This is a genomic window from Salipiger sp. IMCC34102 (genome assembly GCF_004145405.1).
Lineage (GTDB): Bacteria > Pseudomonadota > Alphaproteobacteria > Rhodobacterales > Rhodobacteraceae > Loktanella.
Genome location: NZ_SELQ01000046.1, coordinates 1 through 228, shown reverse-complemented (window position 1 = coordinate 228; position 228 = coordinate 1). Strand labels below are relative to the sequence as shown.

General features: G+C 60.5%; 1 tRNA gene. It reads left to right on the top strand.

The window, feature by feature from the left end:
• Positions 1 to 36 precede the first annotated feature (36 nt).
• Positions 37 to 113, top strand: a tRNA-Met gene (locus EU805_RS17340).
• Positions 114 to 228 lie beyond the last annotated feature (115 nt).

The following is a 228-nucleotide window of genomic DNA, read 5'->3' as shown; positions in this document are numbered from 1 at the left end:
AAAACACCCGATCCGTCATACCAGACCGATCAATACCGCGGGATGGAGCAGCCCGGTAGCTCGTCAGGCTCATAACCTGAAGGTCGTAGGTTCAAATCCTACTCCCGCAACCAACTCAAACGAACACGCCGCTGCCGAAAGGCCCGCGGCGTTTTTGCTGTCCCCAAAGCCCAGCAATCCCAGCATCGTACCTGCCAACTCGACCTCGTGCCCACCGCCGGGGCGCGG